The sequence below is a fragment of the Winogradskyella aquimaris genome, from assembly GCF_042676105.1.
Classification (GTDB): Bacteria; Bacteroidota; Bacteroidia; order Flavobacteriales; family Flavobacteriaceae; genus Winogradskyella; species Winogradskyella aquimaris.
The window spans coordinates 782,216-802,741 of the sequence record NZ_JBHTJQ010000016.1 but is presented as its reverse complement, the minus strand read 5'-3'; the positions used below and the strand labels follow the sequence as shown (position 1 = coordinate 802,741).

Annotated in this window: 24 protein-coding genes; 11 read left to right on the top strand and 13 right to left on the bottom strand. The window is 33.4% G+C overall.

Annotated elements, in window-relative coordinates:
* Nucleotides 1-2: 2 nt before the first annotated feature.
* Nucleotides 3-1,394: a M28 family peptidase gene (locus tag ACFQ1K_RS13680; protein WP_320554191.1), complete on the bottom strand. Its 1,392-nt coding sequence runs from the start codon at nt 1,392-1,394 to the stop codon at nt 3-5.
* 354 nt (nt 1,395-1,748) lie between these two features.
* Between ACFQ1K_RS13680 and ACFQ1K_RS13675 the strand changes: the two genes are divergently transcribed.
* The 5 genes from ACFQ1K_RS13675 (at nt 1,749) to ACFQ1K_RS13655 (ending at nt 7,977) form a co-directional block, all read left to right on the top strand.
* Nucleotides 1,749-3,251, top strand: a complete 1,503-nt coding sequence (locus tag ACFQ1K_RS13675; protein WP_320554192.1) for a toxin-antitoxin system YwqK family antitoxin — start codon at nt 1,749-1,751, stop codon at nt 3,249-3,251.
* 313 nt (nt 3,252-3,564) lie between these two features.
* Nucleotides 3,565-3,930, top strand: coding sequence for a BlaI/MecI/CopY family transcriptional regulator (locus tag ACFQ1K_RS13670; protein WP_320554193.1), 366 nt, complete (start codon nt 3,565-3,567; stop codon nt 3,928-3,930).
* Nucleotides 3,931-3,932: 2 nt separating this feature from the next.
* Nucleotides 3,933-6,221, top strand: a complete 2,289-nt coding sequence (locus tag ACFQ1K_RS13665) for a M56 family metallopeptidase (protein WP_320554194.1) — start codon at nt 3,933-3,935, stop codon at nt 6,219-6,221.
* A gap of 143 nt (nt 6,222-6,364) precedes the next feature.
* The gene (locus tag ACFQ1K_RS13660; protein WP_320554195.1) at nt 6,365-7,465 is read left to right on the top strand and encodes a DUF4407 domain-containing protein; all 1,101 of its coding nucleotides are present in this window, start codon (nt 6,365-6,367) and stop codon (nt 7,463-7,465) included.
* A gap of 68 nt (nt 7,466-7,533) precedes the next feature.
* Nucleotides 7,534-7,977, top strand: a complete 444-nt coding sequence (locus ACFQ1K_RS13655) for a YybH family protein (RefSeq protein ID WP_320554196.1) — start codon at nt 7,534-7,536, stop codon at nt 7,975-7,977.
* Between the two features lie 87 nt (nt 7,978-8,064).
* On the opposite strand, the gene ACFQ1K_RS13650 is transcribed toward ACFQ1K_RS13655, so the two are convergent.
* Nucleotides 8,065-8,379 carry an STAS domain-containing protein gene (locus ACFQ1K_RS13650; protein WP_320554197.1) on the bottom strand — a complete coding sequence of 105 codons (315 nt, stop codon included), beginning with the start codon at nt 8,377-8,379 and terminating at the stop codon, nt 8,065-8,067.
* 328 nt (nt 8,380-8,707) lie between these two features.
* Between ACFQ1K_RS13650 and ACFQ1K_RS13645 the strand changes: the two genes are divergently transcribed.
* Nucleotides 8,708-8,848: a hypothetical protein gene (locus ACFQ1K_RS13645; protein ID WP_320554198.1), complete on the top strand. Its 141-nt coding sequence runs from the start codon at nt 8,708-8,710 to the stop codon at nt 8,846-8,848.
* Here ACFQ1K_RS13645 and ACFQ1K_RS13640 read toward each other — a convergent pair.
* The 9 genes from ACFQ1K_RS13640 to ACFQ1K_RS13600 all read right to left on the bottom strand — a co-directional run bounded on the left by ACFQ1K_RS13640 (nt 8,845) and on the right by ACFQ1K_RS13600 (nt 14,666).
* Nucleotides 8,845-9,408, bottom strand: a complete 564-nt coding sequence (locus tag ACFQ1K_RS13640) for a PhnA domain-containing protein (protein ID WP_320554199.1) — start codon at nt 9,406-9,408, stop codon at nt 8,845-8,847. The genes ACFQ1K_RS13645 and ACFQ1K_RS13640 overlap by 4 nt on opposite strands.
* A gap of 28 nt (nt 9,409-9,436) precedes the next feature.
* A complete protein-coding gene (locus tag ACFQ1K_RS13635; RefSeq protein ID WP_320554200.1) occupies nt 9,437-9,799 on the bottom strand; it encodes an MmcQ/YjbR family DNA-binding protein in 363 nt (120 codons plus the stop codon).
* Nucleotides 9,796-10,404: a DUF4230 domain-containing protein gene (locus tag ACFQ1K_RS13630; protein ID WP_320554201.1), complete on the bottom strand. Its 609-nt coding sequence runs from the start codon at nt 10,402-10,404 to the stop codon at nt 9,796-9,798. Before ACFQ1K_RS13630 ends, ACFQ1K_RS13635 begins: the two co-directional genes overlap by 4 nt.
* Nucleotides 10,405-10,501: 97 nt before the next feature.
* Nucleotides 10,502-11,251 carry a cyclase family protein gene (locus ACFQ1K_RS13625; protein WP_320554202.1) on the bottom strand — a complete coding sequence of 250 codons (750 nt, stop codon included), beginning with the start codon at nt 11,249-11,251 and terminating at the stop codon, nt 10,502-10,504.
* A complete protein-coding gene (hemW, locus tag ACFQ1K_RS13620) occupies nt 11,248-12,381 on the bottom strand; it encodes a radical SAM family heme chaperone HemW (protein WP_320554203.1) in 1,134 nt (377 codons plus the stop codon). The genes ACFQ1K_RS13625 and hemW overlap by 4 nt, the downstream gene beginning before the upstream one ends.
* The gene (locus tag ACFQ1K_RS13615; RefSeq protein WP_320554204.1) at nt 12,381-12,767 is read right to left on the bottom strand and encodes a hypothetical protein; all 387 of its coding nucleotides are present in this window, start codon (nt 12,765-12,767) and stop codon (nt 12,381-12,383) included. Before ACFQ1K_RS13615 ends, hemW begins: the two co-directional genes overlap by 1 nt.
* A 30-nt stretch (nt 12,768-12,797) precedes the next feature.
* Nucleotides 12,798-13,352 carry a crossover junction endodeoxyribonuclease RuvC gene (gene ruvC, locus ACFQ1K_RS13610; protein WP_320554205.1) on the bottom strand — a complete coding sequence of 185 codons (555 nt, stop codon included), beginning with the start codon at nt 13,350-13,352 and terminating at the stop codon, nt 12,798-12,800.
* A 40-nt stretch (nt 13,353-13,392) separates the two neighbouring features.
* Complete coding sequence (locus ACFQ1K_RS13605; protein WP_320554206.1) at nt 13,393-13,953, bottom strand: hypothetical protein; 561 nt, start codon at nt 13,951-13,953, stop codon at nt 13,393-13,395.
* A 74-nt stretch (nt 13,954-14,027) separates the two neighbouring features.
* A complete protein-coding gene (locus ACFQ1K_RS13600; protein WP_320554207.1) occupies nt 14,028-14,666 on the bottom strand; it encodes a cell envelope biogenesis protein OmpA in 639 nt (212 codons plus the stop codon).
* Nucleotides 14,667-14,693: 27 nt separating this feature from the next.
* On the opposite strand from ACFQ1K_RS13600, the gene ACFQ1K_RS13595 reads away from it, so the two are divergent.
* From ACFQ1K_RS13595 to ACFQ1K_RS13580, 4 genes are all read left to right on the top strand, one after another.
* A complete protein-coding gene (locus tag ACFQ1K_RS13595; RefSeq protein ID WP_320554208.1) occupies nt 14,694-15,662 on the top strand; it encodes a lysylphosphatidylglycerol synthase domain-containing protein in 969 nt (322 codons plus the stop codon).
* The gene (locus ACFQ1K_RS13590) at nt 15,659-16,810 is read left to right on the top strand and encodes a glycosyltransferase (protein WP_320554209.1); all 1,152 of its coding nucleotides are present in this window, start codon (nt 15,659-15,661) and stop codon (nt 16,808-16,810) included. The genes ACFQ1K_RS13595 and ACFQ1K_RS13590 overlap by 4 nt, the downstream gene beginning before the upstream one ends.
* A 67-nt stretch (nt 16,811-16,877) precedes the next feature.
* Nucleotides 16,878-17,741: a hypothetical protein gene (locus ACFQ1K_RS13585; protein ID WP_320554210.1), complete on the top strand. Its 864-nt coding sequence runs from the start codon at nt 16,878-16,880 to the stop codon at nt 17,739-17,741.
* 2 nt (nt 17,742-17,743) lie between these two features.
* Nucleotides 17,744-18,481 (top strand): Bax inhibitor-1/YccA family protein, encoded by a 738-nt coding sequence (locus ACFQ1K_RS13580; protein ID WP_320554211.1) that lies wholly within the window; start codon nt 17,744-17,746, stop codon nt 18,479-18,481.
* On the opposite strand, the gene ACFQ1K_RS13575 is transcribed toward ACFQ1K_RS13580, so the two are convergent.
* Nucleotides 18,478-18,954 carry a hypothetical protein gene (locus tag ACFQ1K_RS13575; RefSeq protein ID WP_320554212.1) on the bottom strand — a complete coding sequence of 159 codons (477 nt, stop codon included), beginning with the start codon at nt 18,952-18,954 and terminating at the stop codon, nt 18,478-18,480. The two genes, ACFQ1K_RS13580 and ACFQ1K_RS13575, sit on opposite strands and share 4 nt — an antisense overlap.
* Nucleotides 18,955-19,066: 112 nt before the next feature.
* Here ACFQ1K_RS13575 and ACFQ1K_RS13570 point away from each other — a divergent pair, with 112 nt between their 5' ends.
* A complete protein-coding gene (locus ACFQ1K_RS13570) occupies nt 19,067-19,564 on the top strand; it encodes a DUF456 domain-containing protein (RefSeq protein ID WP_320554213.1) in 498 nt (165 codons plus the stop codon).
* 236 nt (nt 19,565-19,800) lie between these two features.
* On the opposite strand, the gene ACFQ1K_RS13565 is transcribed toward ACFQ1K_RS13570, so the two are convergent.
* Nucleotides 19,801-20,469, bottom strand: a complete 669-nt coding sequence (locus ACFQ1K_RS13565) for a response regulator (protein ID WP_320554214.1) — start codon at nt 20,467-20,469, stop codon at nt 19,801-19,803.
* Nucleotides 20,470-20,526 lie beyond the last annotated feature (57 nt).

Here is a 20,526-nt window from a genome sequence, read left to right as displayed (position 1 = left end):
TTTTATTCCTTTATGATTTTAAAGGTCGAAGCCTTTGTTTTTGACTTAATATTCACAAAATAAACTCCTGAAGCAGTACTATCGAATTCAATTTCAATGTAGTCCTGTCGGGAGTTTGTTTTTTTAACTACTCTTCCTGAAATAGTATTAACTGTGATATCAATTTCGGACTCTGTAAAATTATCAATCTTAATAATGGATTTCACCGGATTCGGATATACCTTTATTTCATTAGGTTGAAATTCCTCATTAGATAAAACGGAAAAATTAACGCAATTACTTATTTCAGTACAACCACCATTAGTGACCTCAACAGCATAATTCCCATTAGTTGATGGTGTAAAGGATTGATTGGTTGCACCAGATATTGGTGTATTGGTATCACAATTAATCCATTGATAGGATCCTGTTGCTTGATTAGATGTTAAATCTGTGGCCGTTTGTGTGACAGTATTATCCACAGCAATTAAATTGGCTTTAGTCGCCGTATAAGCCAATACTAATTTGGTTAACTCTGTCATATACTGAAAATCGATATCCTCTACTCTATCATTCGAGGTATGATAGTCTGGAGTTTGGTCATTAGTTTCCCAAGATTCACCAACTAAAACAGCAGAATAGCCTTGATTCCAAAAACGTGAATGATCACTAGCTGTTGTCCCTGGATTAACAACAATTTCATTTAAATCGAATGAATAGGTGTTTAAAATGCTGATTAAATCATCTTTAATAGCTATTGAATTTGCAATATTCCTTACATCAATATCAAAGTCATTATCACCTGCGGTACCCGGAGCATCACCATCATAACCAATCATATCCATGTTAATTACACCTAGGATATTGTCCCTTGTGTTGCCATTGGTTTCGTCAGCGGCTTGCTGTGCATAATAGTTGGCACCGCGCAGTCCTATTTCCTCTTCGTCCCAAAGGGCATAAACAATAGTATTATCAGCACATTGATTCGAAAGGAGTCTTGCTATTTCCATAACTGCTGCAACACCTGTTGCATTATCATCTGCACAATACGTGGTGACCGAATCATAATGTGCACAAATAATATAAATATCGTCAGGATTGGATTGTCCGAACTGCGTAGCAATAACATTCTTACCTGTCGTGTTAAAATCCTGAAATTCAACCGTTAGATTAGACATAGTCTCTAAATGCTCCTTTATGTAATCCGCTGCTAAATCATTATTACTATGAACACGAGAAGTTATAGTTTGTGTACTTCCATTAATGGTTGCTGACTGCTCTCCCGATAGTTGAGCTACACTAGTTTGTAAATTGGCAGTACTCACCTGATTCATTAAATCCTCTATAGTTTGACCTTGTGAAAAGCCAAATGCGAGGACACAGAACAGAAAGCTATTTAAAATTTTATTTGACATTTTATTGTTATAATTAACGGACGTACTTAGGTTACAGTTATAACCCTTTGATTAAAAAAGTCATTGATTTTTCACAAAGATAGAATTTTCAATAATGTCTATGCTGTCTTTTTAATTGCATTACATTCATTAAGACTCATCTAGATGTTAGAACTTTTGAGTAATTACATAAATTAACGGAATTTATTCCTTTAGGGGTAAGAACTTTTTACACTTTTATTTTAAAAATAAAGCTTTAGTAAGCCTTAAAATACTGCATTTATAAGGTGAACTATAGGAACAAATTCATGTAAATCATCAATTTAGCAATTTTTTTTACATTTACATTAACTACAAAAACTTAACTAGCTTATCATGAAATCGATACTTTTTTTTATTTCAACTTTAGTTTGCATCAACATCAGTTTTTCTCAAATTGAAAAAGAATTTTACAGGAGTGGAGAGCTTATGTCTGAAGGCAAAATGGTAGATGGGAAAATGGAAGGTAAATGGCAGTATTACTATAAAAATGGTCAAATCGAAAAGATTGAGAATTACAAAAATGATGAATTAGATGGAGCTTTTGTTAGTTATTATGAAAACGGAATGCTCGAATCTAAAGGCTATTTTAAAGAGGGAAAGGAAGATGGCGAGTTCATTGCTTATTTTGAAGATGGCAGTTTAATGGCTAAAGCCACACTTAATGAAGGCATTCCCATTGGTGAATTCATTCAATATCACGAGAGTAAAAAATTATTAAAAAAAGGGACTTACAAAAATGGTGAAGAGGTTGGTGTATGGTTAGTAAATGAATTCTACGACAATGACAACCTTAAAGCAGAACTTAAACTATTAGATGGTAAAATGAATGGTTTGTGCAAAGACTATTATGAAAATGGTCAGCTTAGATCTATCGGCATTATGGCAAATGACGAGCCTAATGGTGAGTATAAGGCTTATTATTCCGATGGGCAATTAAGAGAGGTTGGAGCCTATAAAATGGGTGAAAAACATGGAACCTTTAAAGAATATGATGAAGATGGTGAATTAGAAAGTATAAAAACTTACGCCAATAATGAAAAAAACGGCTATTGGAAAGACAAAAATTACAGCGGTGATGTAGAAGAAGGACAATATACCAATGGGAAGAAATCTGGTCATTGGAAGTTTTATGAAGACGGTAACTTAGAGGAAGAAGGGGATTATTTGAACGATAAAAGACATGGCTCCTGGACATTTTACAGCACTAACATCCATTCTAAAAAAACTCGTATAACTAAAAAAGGCAATTACAGTAATGGCGAAAGAGATGGCAAATGGGTCTATTACAATAGGGATGGTAACCAAAATGAATATACAATTTACGATAATGGTAAAGAAATCAGTAATGTAAAAGACGGTGTGCACTATACCTACAATACTGACGGTCCAGGAGTATATACGGACGGTGAAAAACACTACAAAAACAATAAATTAGTTAAAACAATAAAATATATTATTAAAAACAACACCATAGTCGATAAGGAAACCTGGGTAGATGGTGTGTTGGTATCTAAAGCTAGTGAGCCAAAGGAAACATTTTACCGTGTGTACTTTAAAAATAAATGCAGAGAGGATATTTCTGTTGCTATAAGGGGCGTCAACTTAAAAACTAACGAATGGGAGTCTAAAGGCTGGTACAATATAGCCTCTGGTGATGAAGCTTATATATACGATACCAAAAACGGCATTATATATTACTATGCAGCAAGTAAAAGTTTCAGGTGGAACGGCGACTATAAAAAATCTGTTCGAGGTCAAACCTACGATTTCAGAAAAAAAGATATTTCCAAAGATAATTACGGTAAAACAGAGGTTTTAATTACATGCAACAATTAATTTATTAAGGTTACTTTAAACTACTAAGCCAACACATTTTATTTATGGTCATCTTTAAATATTCAAAAAGTACTGCAACCATAATTTACAAATTAGATTTACTAAAGTTGCTCATTAAATCTTCTTTTTATTGTGCTTTGATATTGAAAATTATCAAGATATGAACCTATTATAAATAAAGGTCTTTTCATTAAAAAAACAGCGTTTAAAAGTTAAAACAAAGAAAGTGAATTGGAAAAATTTGACATTCGAATATTTTCTAATCCAAATTTTTATTCTACATTTGTAGAGTTATTTCTAATATTGTAGAACAATGGAACTTTCTAAAACCGAAGAACAACTCATGCAATATCTCTGGAAACTCGAACAAGCTTTCATGAAAGACATCTTAGAAGTCTATCCTGAGCCAAAACCAGCAACAACAACTGTTGCAACGTTATTAAAGCGCATGATTGGAAAGGGTTTTGTTGATTATAAAACCTATGGTAAATCGAGAGAATATTACCCACTCGTAAAAAAAGAAGACTACTTCTCTAAACACGTTAATGGGTTAATTAAAACTTTTTTTAATGATAGTGCTTCACAGTTTGCCTCTTTCTTTACCAGAAAAACAGATTTAACTAAAAAAGAACTAGAAGAGTTAAAAGCCATCATAGATAAGGAAATTAAAAATAAGTGATTATGGAACTGTACCTACTAAAATTTTCTGCTTGCCTTTTAGTCTTTTGGCTAGTCTATGTGCTGTTATTAGAAAAGCAACAAATGCACCGTTTTAAAAGATTCTACTTAATAGGTTCCTTTGCTGTTGCATTGGTCATTCCTCAAATTACTATTATTGAGTATGTAGAACCAATAGTTCAGAATTTTGAAGTTACTAGCAACTATGCTGCACAAGAGGCAGAACTTACCGCTGAACCCATTGAAGGCACCTCTGTTATTTCACTAGAAGCAATACTTTGGACCATTTATATTCTTGGAGCAATTCTATTTTTTATTCGCTTTATTGGCAACCTTAATAGACTTTATAAACAAATTTCAAAAAACGACAAACAACGTAACCAAAATTTTATTTACGTATTACTAAAGACCTATCGTATTCCACATTCATTTTTTAAATATATTTTTTTAAATAAATCTTTATTTGAAAACAACAACATACCTAAAGAAGTTTTGCTTCACGAAGAAACGCATGCCAAGCAATGGCACAGTCTGGATATTTTGTTCCTGGAACTGTTGCAAATTATCTTTTGGTTTCATCCATTGGTTTACATCCTAAAGCACCATGTAAAACTCAATCATGAGTTTTTAGCAGACGACGCCGTTTTACAACAAGGCTTTGTAGCTAAAAGCTATCAAAATATATTATTACAATTTTCATCAAACACTCACAATCAACAATTAGCGAGTGCCATCAATTATTCATCAATCAAAAAACGATTTACAGTTATGAAAACACAAACCTCAAAAACTCGTATTTGGTTAAGCACCTTATTGGTATTACCAATCCTAGCCATTCTATTTTACAGCTTTGCTGAAAGAGAGTATGTTCAAAAGAACAAAACCGAAAACCTTTTAAGAGAAACGAATTCATTTTTAGTTGTTGTTGAAAAAAAAGGAGACATCTTAGAACTTAGATGCGAAAATGGTTGCAAGTGGAGTCAATTAGTGCTCGAACCCAAATCGGAACCTTATATTATCAACGACTATGGTTTCTCTGAAGGCAAAACATTGGACACCGATGATTTCGCATTTTCTATCAAACCCAATCGAAATGGCGTTGAACTGAACGGTTTGAAAGGTACTGCTTGGATAGACCTTGCCTTTTCTTTACCAGAAAACAAAAAACAAGCCGTTAACCAGCTAGGCATGACAAAATCGACCGCTATTATTAACGCAGTGAAAAATGAAAAAGTCATTACCATAAAAGCCACCAACGATTTGCTTTATATAGATAATCATAAGTCTAGTCTTGACACCTATGTTAAAGATCTTAATAAAATTACTAAAAGCTGGACATCAAAAGATTTTGAGCAAACTAAAATAGATTTAAAATCAGAAAATTGCTCGCAAAGCTTTTTAAATAATCTAAATGAACTACATAAAAAAACTGATCACTTTTTAATTACTGTAATAGGTTCAAAAAGCATTATTAAAAATGAACAAAACCTACCTACAAAAAAAGAAATTTACGATTATAATGTTTGGGCTAAAAAGATACAAACAGAAAGTAAAAAGGTTTCATATGATGCTTCATGGTATCCTCCAATAGATGAACAAGACCTCATTAAATTTTCAGACATTTATAAAAGAATGTCATCACATCAAAAAAATAAGGCGGTTGAATTTCCGTTCCCCCGTCTTGACGTGAAACCTAATGAACAACAACAAGCAACTAAGCAACAAATAGCTGAATATAATACTTGGGCAAAAAAAATGAATACTGCTATTAAAAAAGCTAAAGAGACCAAAAATAAAAGCTATTATCCTGTAATAAAGAAAAAAGAATATAATAAATACTATAACATCTACAAAAATCTAATGTCAGAAGCACAGCGAAAGAAAGCTGAAGCTTGGCCAAATTTACCACCGCCACCGCCACCGCCACCATCAGTACCCGAGCCTCCAAAAGCAAAAAAGAATATAGAAGATACTCCTCCGCCTCCACCAGAACCAAAAGAAACTCACTCAGCATACATTATTGTAAATGGAAGACAAGTAAAAGGAAGTGAAATCATACTAACTATTGATGAGTTGAAAGATTTAAAACTATCCCTAAATGAAAGCGCCGTTAATGAATTTGAAATTATTTTTCCAGATAATAAACCAATGGTTATTCAAGGAAATAAATTAAATGAAAAAGCATTGACCAAAATCCAATACTTAGAAAACGAACAGGTTGTTTCTGTTTATGATATTAAAAACACTAAAAATATTGTTGTTCCGCCACTCCTTATAGTAATTAAAAATTAATTATTAATTAAAGAAAAAAGCCTCGAAGTTCGAGGCTTTTTTTCTTCTAAAAATGTAACAAAATCAAAGTTTTAGCGTTCTAATACTCTATAAGGCTTGCATTACACCTGTCTTATCATCAATCAATCAAAAAACAAACCGTTATGTTAAAACAATTCTTTATCCTGTGTTCTGGAGCAGATACAGACATCCTAAACAACTGCTCAAATGGTGAACAAAATAAATATGCTGGTATCGGTGCGACAGTATTCTTTACCGCCTTAATGGCTACCATTGCAGCCTGTTACGCCCTTTATACTGTTTTTGATAATTTGTATTATTCCCTATTTTTCGGGGTTATTTGGGGTTTGCTCATTTTTAATTTAGACCGCTACATCGTTTCTACCATTAAAAAGAGGGATAATTTTATAGACGAATTACTACAAGCTACACCTCGTATTTTGTTGGCCGTTATTATTGCCGTAGTGATTTCTAAACCTTTAGAATTAAAGATTTTTGAGAAGGAAATCAATCAAGTTTTACTAGAACAAAAGAATGATTTAACCCTTGCAAATCAAAACCAAATTGCGCAACAATTTAATCCTAAAATAGCAGAAACAGAAAATGAGATATTAGTTTTAAAAAGTGAAATTGATACTAAAGAAGCAGAAGTTAATGCACTCTATGACACTTACATTACTGAAGCAGAAGGTACTTCTGGCACCTTAAAACTTGGCAAAGGACCTGTTTATAAAGAAAAAAGAGAGAAACACGACGCTGCTTTAGCGGAGTTACAACAACTGAAAACCGACAACAAGGCAAAGATTGCAGCCTTAGAAAACCAAATTATAGCGTTACAAGGCGAATATAAAGCCAATGTTGCCGACTCACAACCGATTATTGATAGTTTTGATGGCTTGATGGCACGTGTCAATGCTTTAGGCAAATTGCCTTGGTTGCCTTCATTTTTTATTTTCCTGTTGTTCCTTGCGATTGAAACCTCACCTATCGTCGCAAAACTCTTATCTCCTAAAGGAGAGTTTGATTATAAACTCGAGGATCAAGAAACTATAGTAAAATTTTGGGTCAACCAACAAGTGGCCGAACGTCAACTATTGGTTAAAACAGATAATGATATAAACAATAAAGTTTATACCGAAATTGCTGATGAAGAAGAGGTAATGGATTACAAACGCAAAAAAGCTCGTGAACTTATGCGGTTTCAAGCTGATGCCTTTTTAAAGAAGCAGAAAGGTATATTATAACCTTAGGACTTTAAAGGTATTTTTCCAAATTTAATATTACTTTTAGAAGGACCTAAAACCTAATCGTAATGAAATTTACCTATATCATATTTGCACTTCTATTCTTTAACTGCAATAGTCATCAAGAGCAACAAAACAATACTTTTGAAACTGATAAATCAGAAATCCTAAAAGTTCTACACGCACAAGAAGATGCTTGGAACAAGCATGATTTGGAAGGATTTATGCAAGGGTATTGGAAGAGTGACACACTTAAATTCTATAGTAGTAGTGGTCTTAAAAATGGTTGGGAGAATACACTAAAGAATTACAAAAAAGGCTATCCTACGAAAGCTGAAAGTGGGACTTTAAATTTTGTGATTAATGATATTTCTAAAATTGAGGAGGGCAATTATTGGGTAATGGGCGAATACCATCTCAAGAGACCCATTGGTGATAGTGATGGCATCTTCATCATTATCTTTAAAAAGATTAATGGCCAATGGAAAATTATAGCTGATATGTCTTGTTAAATTAAAAAGTGCAAACAAACCGTTTATCTATCACCATAAACGCATTTGATGCACTTTTGTACAATTATTCTTAAAATGTATATTGGATTATGCAGCTACAATAGAACCAGTAGGCACTTGAATGGTTTCAGGCTCTTCAGATTTAAAATGGTCGTATAACTCTTTGCAACCTAGACCTACAATAGATAGTTTCTTAGATTTCACGATCGATTCATTATGTAATCGTGCCAAGGCTACTACACCTGCTCTATCAATGCTTTCGACACTTTCAATATCCAACAAGATGTTATCTAATCGATCAAAAATATTTTCAAAATGCGCATTAAAAGTTTTAATGCTAAGCTTATTTAAGGTTCCCTTAATTTGAAAACGGTTGTTGTAACTAGTAATTTGTAAATCCATAAGTCATAATGTTAAATCATTAATATTAATTTAGGGCTATTAATCTGTAAATTTGGTGCTATTAATCTTAAGGGATAGTCCTAATATCCGACATAAATTCGTTTATTTTCCAGAAATTCGACCAATGGTATTTTTGCTTGGATTATTTGAAATCGACTGTTGTTTTTTTCGATAAACAACACGTTTACAAATAGATATATTGTAAGAAAAAACATCTCTTAGCCTAATCTGCATTTTGAATTATGTGGGCTGCAATAGCCTCAGTTTAAGCTTAAACAGATTATTATTATAGTTTGAATTTACTTAGGAAGTCTATTATCTTTACACTATGAAATACAAATACAAGGTTGTTTTAATGGTTATTCTCGCAGGAATAACGCTATTTGGCCTCATCACTGGCCGCTACTTGTTTTTGGTATTCATGATTCCTTTGAGTTTTGATTTCTTCAACAAAAAGAATACAGATTAAATCTTTTTAACGTATTGTGTAATGATTACAATCTGCTGACCATCTACCTTTCCTTCTATATATTCAGCATTTTCATGATCTAATCTAATATTTCTAACTGCTGTACCCTGTTTGGCGACCATACTAGAGCCTTTGACCTTTAGATCTTTTATTAATACTACAGAATCTCCATGTTCCAAAATCACGCCATTAACATCGCGATGCACAATTTTGTTTTCTTCATCCTCTCCATCACCAGATGATTTTGCTACTTCTAATAATTCATCCTCAATGTAAAACATATTGAGCAAATCTTGCGTCCAATCCGCATCAATTCTGTGTAGCATACGCCATGCCATAACCTTAACTGCTGTATGTTCACTCCACATACTATCGTTTAAACATCTCCAGTGATTAGCTTCGATTGCATCGATATCGTTCATTTGAGTGATACATGTCTCGCAACCATATAGTGCCAATTCTTTTGCGTCTGGCACTTCATATGCCGAAAGTTTTTCGTTATTGCCACATAATTCACAACAATTATTACTTCGTTGCTGCAGTGTTCTTTCTAAACTCATCTAATTTCAATTTGAAGCAAAAGTAATCTTATTTTAAAGTTTCTCTTACTTTTTTAGGAAGTCCTTTTACGACCTCATCATAGGAATGGTCTATAAGATTTAGAATAAGTTTTGTGGATACATCTGTATGATGAATTTTTACGCTATTCCAAAGTTTTTTGTGCATATGATACCCAGGATTGATTCCGTTATACTCTGCACGTAACTCTTCTGCATAATCTGGGTCGCATTTGAGATTTACAAACCCTTCACCACTTTCCCACTTTGATAAGGATGCGAGTGCAAACATCTTATTACAGACTTTAAAAACCAGTACATCGTCATCAAAAGGAAAATGTTCGGTGACTTCCTTTTTGTTCAAACAGTAATTTCTATAGTCTTCTATGTTCATTTTAATAGTGGCTTATCATCACCTTCAATTTTTAAGGAAGAATAATCTAGTGTCCAACCGATGGTCTGCACCAAATTCTCTATCAACAGGATAGACTCTAAAGCTTCCTGCTTCGCCACATTATATAAACCGCTCTCAGGAATTTTATCCATTATATGTTCCTTTGCTTTGGTATGCAAATCCGTTAAGTCAGAAGCTTCAAATTTGTTAAACATCCCGTCTTTTTTATCGTAATAATTAATATCACTTTCTATCGATAAGACTTCGGGTTGTGGAAAATGAGATAAGACTACGGTTTTAGATTTTAAGTCAGAACGCACTTGCACCTTACTTAAATCGAAACCAACATGTGCTTTTGCATTAATTACCACTAACGCCTTCTTTTTGCTAGAAATTAATTTTAGGAATTTTTCCTTAACATCTTCATAATGATAAATCTCTGCAAAATCACCCTCTACCGTTATAAACTTACAAACACGTTTTATCTTGTCCAACAGCAAAATAGATTGCTCATTTGTTTTCTTTTGTGCTTTCCATTGTCTATAAATGGTAACCAAACCTAAAGTTACCAGGATACTAACTATAATACTAAAGAATATTTCCATAGGTGTAATTAAGAATCTTATATGAAGTACATGTCATTATACAATATGTCATGTAAGTTAGAGATGCTGCAATCATTAAGCATGATACCATATTAATCTATTCTAGAATTTTATATAAAATAGGTTTACTAGGTGTAGCATCGTTTTCAAAAGGTGCAATCTGAAGATTAAGCATATATACACCATCCTCAATCTTATTAGACACGTAGATCAACTCCGTAATCGTGGCATCCTTCCTAATCTTTCCTTTGGTGTTCCAAAAGGCATTATGAGCCTTTAATGCACCACCATCCTCCTCTTTATCCACACTTGGTAAATCCACCAATAAATGCTTTATACCTTTTTTAACCAATAGCTTAATAGCGTCTTCTTCGAGGTATGTCCAGTTGGTATTAGAGTACTGTTTTTTCTTTTTCTCATTGGTATTTGGCATTGTTCTTACCACCAAGGCCTCTCGTTTTTTATTGCCTATGGCAAATTGAAGTTGCTTGGCTGAAATCACATAATCCTCTCCTCGCTTTTCCGGAGCAACCGTAATGACTTCAGCTAGAAAGAAAAATTGCTTTAAATACTGATTGATAGAATATTTTTGCTCAGTTATATGCCCAACAGTTTCTGTATGTGTTCCATGTGAATGCGGATTAAACGTAATGGTATTAAAGTTTACGGAAGCACCTTCCTCTACACTAATGATACCGTTCTCAAAAACTTCAGGTACAATATTTGGCGGATCTATATACCAAGCATTTACATTTGAACTCCCCCCTTTAACAGGTATTGAAATATCCAAAGGTTGAGATAAATCTATTTTTAGCTTTCTTGAGTTGTATTGTATTTGTGCAATCAAATTAAATTAAGTTTAAAAAGTTCACTGGCAATACCGTCACTTAAAAATTGCCCTTTTTTGGTAACACGTAAGTGCCTATCATCAATATACAATAAATGTTGGTTTATAAAAACATTAGCCTGCTCAATTAGGTAATCTTTATAGGTTGAACCAAAATCCTGTTCTACCTTCTCCAAAGATACTCCCCAAATGGTCCGTAAACCTGTCATAATATATTCATTGTACCTATCGGTTTTTGTAAGGGTTTCCATTTCCATAGGTAAAGCACCTCCCTTTATTGCTTTAATGTATTTGGTATTATTCTTAACGTTCCAACCACGTTGGCAACCATTAAACGAGTGGGCTGACGGACCAATACCTATATAGGATTTACCTTGCCAATAAGCTGAGTTATTTTTGCTAAAATACCCTTCCTTACCAAAATTGGAAAGCTCGTAATGGATAAAACCTGATGCTTCCAACTTATCTTTTAGTAAGTGAAATTGTTCATGTGCTTGCTCGTCATCAACGTTATCAATAACACCTTTTTCTATGAAGGACGCCAAAGCGGTTTTGGGTTCAACGGTTAGGGCATAGCTAGATATGTGAGGGATATTGTAGTTCAATGCCATGTCAATATTCTGAAGCCATTGGTCATTTGAAGCACCTGGAATACCATAAATTAAATCAAGAGAAATATTATCAAAATGTTTTATAGCTTCCTCTAGACAAGCTTTTGCTTCTTCTGCATTATGGGCTCTGTTCATTAATTTTAAATCACTTTCAAAAAAGGATTGAATTCCAATACTGAGTCTGTTTATTGGCGTGTTTGATAATTCAATAATACGTTTCGATAATAAATCATCTGGATTGGCTTCAAGGGTAATTTCTGGACTAGTAACCACCTTATAATTATCGTTAACTGCACTAATGAGTAATTGTAATTCTTCATTTGTCAATAAACTTGGTGTACCACCTCCAAAATAGATGGTTTGTACTTCTATATCCTTAAACTCCGCCTTACGCAATTCTATTTCCTTGACTAATGCCTCAAGGAGTTCATCTTTCTTTTTTAATGACGTTGAAAAATGAAAATCACAATAATAACAAGCCTGCTTGCAAAAGGGAATATGTATGTAGATGCCTGCCATTAATTATTTTCCTTTATATCAAATAAAGTACTTATTCTTAAATCACAATATAATTTCAAAAACTGATAATAACGCATATCAAATTGACTCCCGTAAATTTCCCTTCTAGTTTCCCATGATTCATATTCTGGAAATATAATCTTAAACTGCTCATCTACAAAAGCGTTCCATAGTTTTTCAGACGCTTCAAAATTATTAATAAAGGTCGAGTCATTTTTATTAATCATTAGTATTTCATTAACCAAAGAATCTTTTACCTTATAGGATTGATAATAGCTTTCATAGGCCCTATCATTCATTTCTGCCTGTACTTGGCTAAAGATTAAAAGCGAGCAATTAAAAATTAAAAATGTGATAATACGTTTCATAAAAAATAGACCCTCCATTAACGTTGGATTGATACAGCAACCATTAAACTATTTTTTAACCCTATCCTCATTCTGTTTTACAAAAGCAGACCAGCCTGTGTAACTTTTACCCACCTCAACTCTACCTTGGTTGTAAAAATGACAAACTGCTGCTGCTAAACCATCGGTAGAATCAAGGTTTTTAGGTAATTCCTTTAGCTTTAAAGTACTTTGTAACATTTTAGCCACCTGTTCCTTACTAGCATTACCATTGCCTGTAATCGCCATTTTTATTTTTTTAGGTGAATACTCTGTAATGGGAACTTCTCTTGATAATCCTGCTGCCATAGCTACACCTTGAGCTCGTCCAAGTTTGAGCATACTTTGTACGTTCTTACCAAAAAATGGGGCCTCAATGGCTATTTCATCAGGATGATAATTATCTATAAGTTCTACGGTACGCTCAAAAATGAGCTTAAGTTTTAGGTAATGATCTTCGTACTTTTTGAGATGTAATTCATTGAGCTGTATAAACTGCATTTGTTTGCCAATTACCTTAATGAGTCCAAAACCCATTATGGTTGTACCTGGATCTATACCTAATATGATTTTCTCTTTTGACATTTAGTTATTCTCGAAGCCCTTAAATATACTGCTAAGATAACTATTGTTTATCAGCTTTAGTAGTCTTTTCTGATACAGCAAAAACTATTGGCAGAGCATAAGCCACTTTTACGAATTCTCCTTGGTGCTCGCCCGGTGTGAATTTTGGCAATAACTTGATAACTCGCTCTGCTTCTTTCTCAATTTCAGGATGCGGCCCACGAGTTTCAATATCCACGATATAGCCAGATGTATCAAATTTAAATCGAACAAAAATACGTTTCTTGCCGCTAGTCAACTTAAGTTCTTTTCCCAAACCAGTATTGAAATTTTTCAGGGTATGGTTCTGTATATAGGCCACAGTACATTTTTTGATTGCTTCTTTCGTACCGAAAGACTCGCAATCCGACGGATAAGGCACTTTATCAACAACCGCAAAAGGTATAAATTCTGATTCGTCAATTTCTGAAATCTCAATTTTTTCAGTAATCTCTATAGCTTCTGGCTCTTTTTTTATTTCCTTTTCTTGACCATAACTTAAAGCTGAAACTAAGGTTAGAGTGAAAAAAGTTAGTGCAGAATTTTTAATTTTCAATTTGGTGATTGCTTTCAATGACATCATATTGGTTTTTTTAATTAATAATCTCAACGTCAAATGCAACAATTATCATTCCATAGTTAATTATAAAAACTTATCTAATCACAATACTGACATCCACTTAAAGATACGGCAATACCAAAAGTAACATTGAACACACTTCCATTAAATGCTCCTAACCCATCAAGAACAGGATCGTAGTCATCCAAAGAGGTTAAACCATAGATGTAAGCTATGTCTGTGTATACAGACACTTTTTCGTTAATGGCATAATGTAATTCCAAACCTCCTAAAAGGTTTAAGTATGATTGCTTATTATCTCCTAAACAGCCAAGTGGTTTTACGAAACTAAAACCTGGTCCTGCATGTAAAATGGTTCTAAAGCGTAGTGGTAAAAAGCCTAAGTATTCTGTTGGATCAAATACAAATTGTGTATTAATGCGAGAATAATTGATTTTAAATTCTGGTGAACCATCATCATTTTTAAAACGATTAAACCCATAATCCAATTTTACACCATAGGTACGCTTAAACATATGCTGTATACCTATATTAACCGTTGGGAAGTTAACGGGTTGTGCATATGTACCATCTACAAAACCATCTGTAGTAGGATAATTAAAACCTAATGCAAATAACGCTTTCCATTTGCTTGTATCTTTAAATTGTGCATTACTGTGCAGCGAAACACAAAAAACGAGAAATAAAAATAACCGCAGTTTTAAATTAAGCTTCATGTGTTAGTTTTTGGTTTAATTTGCATCATGTATTATAATATACCTTACAAAACTAAGCAATTCTTATTTGTGCTCATTAAGCTAAGTATCGTTGTAGGTGCCTTATTTTTCATTTATTCAAGATTGACAGAAAACCAACAAATGCGATTGGGTGATTTTTTGGCTTTTTTGAAAGAAAACAACTCATTCTCGGCCAAAAACATCATTTTTTTAATCATTTTGACCATTTTTAACTGGTTTTTTGAAATTCTGAAATGGAAGACGTTAGTAAAAACCTTTAAGAACATTTCTTTTATTGAGGCTTTGGAACAAAGTTTAGGTGGATTAACGGCCTCATTAATAACACCCAACAGAATTGGTGATTATGGTGCCAAAGCAGTTTACTACAGCAAACCTCACCGAAAACGCATTGTATTATTAAATCTAGCTGGCAACATGTCGCAAATGGCAATAACCACATTCTTTGGAATTGTTGGCTTGGTCATATTTATAAATAGATATCAAATTGAAGTGGACTATTACAAGCTTGCAAGATTTGCTGTTATTATTATTTTAGTGAGCACTTTCGCCTTTTTTAGCATAAAGCAAGAAAAGTTTGGTATCAAAGGGTTTTCTATAAATCGTGTCATTGAGTTTATAAAAAATATGCCCTTAAAGGTTCACTTGTACAACCTTGTTTTGGCTTTAATAAGATATCTTATTTTCTCTTTTCAGTTTTACTATTTACTTACGATTTTCGGTGTAGAGGTCCAGTATTTAAAAGCTATGGTCGTTATTACGAGTATGTATTTGTTAGCCTCTATTATACCGAGCATTACCATATTCGATGTCGTTATAAAAGGAAGTGTTGCTGTATTTTTGTTTGGTTTTGTTCAGGTTAATGAGTTAACGGTTTTGTCGATAATTACTTTAATGTGGTTGCTTAATTTTGCCATTCCAAGTGTATTTGGAAGTTATTTTGTATTGAATTTTAAACTGCCAAACACAGACGAATGATTACCATTGTCTTCATAATTGTTATCCTTTTTTACCTGTGCTTAATAGGAAGCCTTGTTTTTGGTTTTGATAAAGTTGAAGAATTTAAATTGAAGGATTTAAAACCTCAAACTAAGTTTTCAATCATTGTCCCTTTTAGAAATGAAGCAGCAAATCTTCCAGAATTATTAGACTCATTTATTAAGTTGAATTATCCCAAAACACTATTTGAAGTTATTTTGGTTGATGATGATTCTGAGGATGATTCGATGAAAACAATTCGAAACGTTATCGATACAAAATCCTTTGAAAAAGATATCACTCGAACTGACATCATCACGATTATTAAAAACAATAGAATATCTAATTCTCCTAAAAAAGATGCGATAACTACAGCTATGAAAATGGCACAACACGATTGGATTGTTACCACAGATGCAGATTGTGTTATACCAAAATACTGGTTAGATGCTTTTGATGAATGCATTCAAACCAATCAACCAAATTGTATTGTTGCACCGGTGACTTATTCAGATGGAAGTTCGTTTTTAAAACGCTTTCAAATTTTAGATATTTTGAGTTTGCAGGGAGCTGCTATTGGTGGATTTGGATTAAAGATCCCATTTCTGTCCAATGGAGCCAATTTTGCCTACCGAAAAGCCTTATTTCAGTCAGTTGATGGCTTTACAGGAAACAATAATCTGGCGAGTGGTGATGATATTTTTCTACTTGAAAAATTTAAAAAAGAAGAGCCTAAAAGCGTTTTTTATTTAAAATCCGATAAAGCTATAGTGACTACAAAGCCTATGGCAGATTTCAAACCATTAATCCAACAACGTCTGCGTTGGGCTTCAAAGACCAGTCGTAACCCTAGTTGGTTTTCAAAATTGGTTGGACTTATTGTTTTTTCGGGGAATTTAGCGTGTATTGCCGTGCTTCCTGTTTTACTTTTGGGATACATAACACCGAGGATTGCCATAGCTTTATTGGTTATTAAATTGAGTATCGATTTTCTCTTATTATTTAAAACGGCTCGCTTTTTCAAACAGGAAAGCATCTTGTTTTCTTATGTTTGGTCTTGCCTTCTTTATCCATTCTTTAGTGTGTATATCGCTATATTATCTCTATTTAAGTCGTATCAGTGGAAGGGTAGAACTTTTAAAAAGTAACTTTTACTTAAGATATTTTTAATAGCTTTACTGAAACCAAGACCACAAATCACTAAAAAACTAACAAATGAAGAAAATTATTATCACAATACTGTGCTGTTTAGCTTTTCAGTTGAATTTCAGCCAAGAAACCTACACTGTTAATGGTGAATCTTTAGAGCTTAAAACCGAGATTGATGGGGATTTGGATTTACTTTGGAATGTTATAGATGGTCAATTCCGCTATTTTGTGAGAACAAAGGATGGTACTTTAACTGAATTAAAAAACACAAAAGACGAGGATAAAAATTATAAAGAAGAATATAAATCTACATTACGTAACCTTACCAATGGGATGGCTACGGACAAGCTTAAGTTAACACTTTACAGCCTTAGAAATTATTTAGATGCTTACAACGCTTCTGTAGATTCTAGTTATACTTCAACAACTACAGAAAGCAACGTACAGTTTCGGTTAGGGTTGTCGGGTGGACTTACAAATAATCCCTTTGTTGGTAATCCTGATAACATTAAAACACCTATGATTGGTGCCGAATTAGAAATTTATGAGGCTAACGTCTTACCTAGACATTCTGGATTTTTGCAAGCAAGATATACTTTTGAAAATGATGATTTTAAATATAGTACTACTGAATTATCATTAGGATATCGCTTTAGGTTTATAAATAAAGAGTCTTTTTCTATTTATGGACAAGTGAAATTAGCGACCTTGAACTTTTCCAATGTCACGTTCTTAAACCAGGATAACTTAGAAGTTAATTCAAACGAAACGGCATTTGATATTCCTTTTATATTTGGCATTGGTTCCGACATTAAAGTGGGCAATAACAGTTATATCACCATTATTTATGGCGAACTATTTGCACTGCTTTTAGATAATCAAGGGAATTTCTCTACCGATATTGCTGTAGGCTATAAATTCAATCTCTAATAATGAGCCTACGAAATTTTAGAACCTCCAATCCTGTATTCAACGATTATTTTTGGAATGATGGCAAATCGTCTTCAAACACAATGTCTGTAGCTGGCATTTTCATTAAATCCATGATTGGCATTTTGGTTATTGCAGCTATTACAGCCTATTTATGGAAACTTAACGAAAATGGAACATCCATGCATTGGTTTACTTTAGGCGGTATGTTAGGAGCTATCGTGATGAGTGTTTTAATTTCAGTACGTCATAATTGGGCACCTTTCTTGGTGCCGCTTTATATCATAGCCAAGGGCTTCTTTTTAGGAGGGTTTTCTGCTTATGCTCACCGTAACTTCCCAGAATTACCATACCAAGCCATTGGAGTGACAATTGTTACGTTTTTTGTAATGCTTTTACTTTATCAATTTAGAATCATTGTCGTGACTAAAAAACTACGAAGTGTTGTTATTACTGCCACGGTAAGTATTATGGTCGTGTATCTGATATCTTGGATTTTGAGCTTTTTTGGTATTAAAACCTACATTTGGGGAACCTCTTGGTTTGCCATTGCTTTTAATATTTTGGCTGCGATAGTGGCGTCCTTTGCGCTATTATTGGATTTTGATTACATAGAACGCTATAAAAATAAAGCACCAAAACAAAAGGAATGGTTGGCGACTTGGGGACTTTTAGCTACATTGATTTGGTTGTATGTGGAGGTGTTACGGTTAATGCAGAAGTTGGCAATCAGGTTCTAATCTATCCTTACAATCACAGGCAACTCAAAAGCTGTTTTGACCTGTTGACCTCTTTTTATCGCAGGAAATATTTTTGGAATCCCTTTTAAACTTTGACGCAATAAACTATCAATTTCTGGAATCTGAAACCGAGTCTCAGGCTTTATAGCAATATCTTCTATTTCCAAATGCCCTCTGTTATCAATCATCAGTTTTAACCGAATAGTATCGTTTACATCTTCTGAAACCACAATATTCTGGCTTGCTAAATAATGGTTAACGTGACTTAACAAGGTATTCTGAAAACATACCCTGCTATCTTCTTTTAGAGTCATACTATCACAACTACTAAAAGTTGGATACGTATCTACATCATTCCAATTGAAGGTTTGCAATTCTTCCTTGAGTAAATCTTCTGAATTTACTTTTTGATTCTCAAAGTAATCGCAGGCAGTTAACAGAACAAGTAATAAAAAACAAGCTAGTCGGTTCATTAGCACATTTCTAATAGCGAAATGTACAATAATTTTAGGATTTAATTCAAACCTAAAATATTGTAACTAAACTATTAATCTTGCGTCATATCATTGAGCTTTAATAGTTGATATGGAAATTTTTCTAGTTATACTTGGTATTATTCTAATGATCTTAGGTATTCTAGGCAGTTTTTTGCCAATAATACCAGGTCCGCTTACGAGTTGGGTTGGGCTTTTAGCACTGCACTTCACAAAAGGTGTACAACTTAGTAACACCTTTCTGGTTATTACGTTATTAGTCGCCATTTTTATCTATATACTTGACTATATTATTCCGGCTGTTGGTACCAAGCGTTTTGGAGGAAGCAAGGAAGGCATGATTGGCACCACATTGGGATTAGTTGTTGGATTGCTAACACCAATTCCCTTCGGAATTATTATTGGTCCGTTTTTAGGAGCATTAGTTGGCGAGATGGTACACCGGAATGATATTAATAAGGCCATGAAAGCAGCTTTCGGCTCATTTTTGGGATTTGTAGCCTCAACTTTTTTAAAGTTTATTACAGCCATTATCTTTTTCGGCTTTTTTATTGATAAGCTTTTGAAACATAATACCTCTTGGTTTTAAAACAAGAAAAAACCTAGTTATAAAAATAACTAGGTTAATCTTCTTGCTATTAACTCAACAATTACTAAGAGGGATTAATTAATTCTTGTTGACCTGAGGTAAAGGTATGACAACATATTAGATTTTTGTTGTGGTAAAACCACACACTTGCTGCGGAAAAACCGTAATTTCTAGCATTAGCAACGGTTTACAGACTATTTTAAATGGATTAAATATGCGGTTTTTTATTGTCTCCTTTATAAATATCCCTTTTCCCTGGCTTCTTGCAGTAAAGTTTCGTCCTTGCCATCCGTTACCGAAAACAATAATTTGAGTTGTTTTTTTCGCTTTTCGATGGCACTCATAGACAGTGGAATGTACTCGCTTAAACTTTTGGTTTTTATCCCTTGTGAGAGTAGATGTAAAATTTTTCTATTAATGTCATCTACATAAATTTCACTGGTAATGGTTTTCTTCACGTAGTTACTTACCGTACTGCTGTAATATGGTGGATATTTAAGTATCTGTTGAAAGGCATCTGCCAATTCCATGGAGGTTAAGTCACTTTTTATCAAAAACCCATCAGGATTTATTTCCTTGATAATATTGTGAATCCTAAACGACTCGTTAAACATCGTTAGAATAATAATTTTTGCCTTTGGAAGGACCTGTTTTGTGAGTAGGGCTAAATCTTCACCAGAGGCATACTTACCATCTTCTGAAGGTGGTAGACTTATATCAAAAAAACACACATCATAAGGTGTACTTTTAGCAGATCGATTTATCATCAATTGTGCCGTATCACAATTGTTCGCAGTATCAATAAGTAACGTTTGATCGTCATCTTTCGTTGCCATTAAAACATTTTGGTAACCCTCTATTATTATCGGGTGGTCATCTACCATTAAAATGTTAATATGCTTCATGTTTTATTTTATTCAAAGATTAGGGACATATAAAATCACCAAAAAAAATATCGATTG

Coding starts and splice junctions, on each gene's coding strand:
- ACFQ1K_RS13665 (WP_320554194.1), top strand. CDS start 3,933: ATGGAACTGTACCTACTAAAATTTTCTGCTTGCCTTTTAGTCTTTTGG.
- ACFQ1K_RS13590 (WP_320554209.1), top strand. CDS start 15,659: ATGATTACCATTGTCTTCATAATTGTTATCCTTTTTTACCTGTGCTTA.
- ACFQ1K_RS13635 (WP_320554200.1), bottom strand. CDS start 9,799: ATGAACATAGAAGACTATAGAAATTACTGTTTGAACAAAAAGGAAGTC.
- ACFQ1K_RS13600 (WP_320554207.1), bottom strand. CDS start 14,666: ATGAAGCTTAATTTAAAACTGCGGTTATTTTTATTTCTCGTTTTTTGT.
- ruvC (WP_320554205.1), bottom strand. CDS start 13,352: ATGTCAAAAGAGAAAATCATATTAGGTATAGATCCAGGTACAACCATA.
- ACFQ1K_RS13565 (WP_320554214.1), bottom strand. CDS start 20,469: ATGAAGCATATTAACATTTTAATGGTAGATGACCACCCGATAATAATA.
- ACFQ1K_RS13655 (WP_320554196.1), top strand. CDS start 7,534: ATGAAATTTACCTATATCATATTTGCACTTCTATTCTTTAACTGCAAT.
- ACFQ1K_RS13605 (WP_320554206.1), bottom strand. CDS start 13,953: ATGATGTCATTGAAAGCAATCACCAAATTGAAAATTAAAAATTCTGCA.
- ACFQ1K_RS13650 (WP_320554197.1), bottom strand. CDS start 8,379: ATGGATTTACAAATTACTAGTTACAACAACCGTTTTCAAATTAAGGGA.
- ACFQ1K_RS13670 (WP_320554193.1), top strand. CDS start 3,565: ATGGAACTTTCTAAAACCGAAGAACAACTCATGCAATATCTCTGGAAA.
- ACFQ1K_RS13630 (WP_320554201.1), bottom strand. CDS start 10,404: ATGGAAATATTCTTTAGTATTATAGTTAGTATCCTGGTAACTTTAGGT.
- ACFQ1K_RS13615 (WP_320554204.1), bottom strand. CDS start 12,767: ATGGAGGGTCTATTTTTTATGAAACGTATTATCACATTTTTAATTTTT.
- ACFQ1K_RS13680 (WP_320554191.1), bottom strand. CDS start 1,394: ATGTCAAATAAAATTTTAAATAGCTTTCTGTTCTGTGTCCTCGCATTT.
- ACFQ1K_RS13575 (WP_320554212.1), bottom strand. CDS start 18,954: ATGAACCGACTAGCTTGTTTTTTATTACTTGTTCTGTTAACTGCCTGC.
- ACFQ1K_RS13570 (WP_320554213.1), top strand. CDS start 19,067: ATGGAAATTTTTCTAGTTATACTTGGTATTATTCTAATGATCTTAGGT.
- ACFQ1K_RS13595 (WP_320554208.1), top strand. CDS start 14,694: ATGTATTATAATATACCTTACAAAACTAAGCAATTCTTATTTGTGCTC.
- ACFQ1K_RS13660 (WP_320554195.1), top strand. CDS start 6,365: ATGTTAAAACAATTCTTTATCCTGTGTTCTGGAGCAGATACAGACATC.
- ACFQ1K_RS13645 (WP_320554198.1), top strand. CDS start 8,708: ATGAAATACAAATACAAGGTTGTTTTAATGGTTATTCTCGCAGGAATA.
- ACFQ1K_RS13640 (WP_320554199.1), bottom strand. CDS start 9,408: ATGAGTTTAGAAAGAACACTGCAGCAACGAAGTAATAATTGTTGTGAA.
- hemW (WP_320554203.1), bottom strand. CDS start 12,381: ATGGCAGGCATCTACATACATATTCCCTTTTGCAAGCAGGCTTGTTAT.
- ACFQ1K_RS13580 (WP_320554211.1), top strand. CDS start 17,744: ATGAGCCTACGAAATTTTAGAACCTCCAATCCTGTATTCAACGATTAT.
- ACFQ1K_RS13585 (WP_320554210.1), top strand. CDS start 16,878: ATGAAGAAAATTATTATCACAATACTGTGCTGTTTAGCTTTTCAGTTG.
- ACFQ1K_RS13675 (WP_320554192.1), top strand. CDS start 1,749: ATGAAATCGATACTTTTTTTTATTTCAACTTTAGTTTGCATCAACATC.